Origin of the sequence: Microvirga antarctica (genome assembly GCF_017921815.1) — a bacterium.
Taxonomy (GTDB): Bacteria; Pseudomonadota; Alphaproteobacteria; order Rhizobiales; family Beijerinckiaceae; genus Microvirga; species Microvirga antarctica.
Genome location: NZ_JAGEMM010000041.1, coordinates 1 through 306, shown reverse-complemented (window position 1 = coordinate 306; position 306 = coordinate 1). Strand labels below are relative to the sequence as shown.

At 49.7% G+C, this 306-nt stretch carries 1 rRNA gene; it reads right to left on the bottom strand.

Annotated features, from left to right (window positions below):
• Positions 1-98: 98 nt before the first annotated feature.
• Positions 99-306 (bottom strand): 16S ribosomal RNA (locus tag J4G32_RS20785); the annotation flags it as partial.

Genomic DNA, 306 nt, shown 5'->3' with positions numbered 1-306 from the left:
CCTTATTTCTTCAGCCTCACTCCCAACGCGTAAACGCCTTGCTATTTACTTTTCATCAGACAATCTGTGTGAGCACTTCAAAGTACGCTTCTTTAAGGTAAGGAGGTGATCCAACCGCAGGTTCCCCTACGGTTACCTTGTTACGACTTCACCCCAGTCATGAATCACAAAGTGGTAAGCGCCCTCCCGAAGGTTAAGCTACCTACTTCTTTTGCAACCCACTCCCATGGTGTGACGGGCGGTGTGTACAAGGCCCGGGAACGTATTCACCGTGGCATTCTGATCCACGATTACTAGCGATTCCGA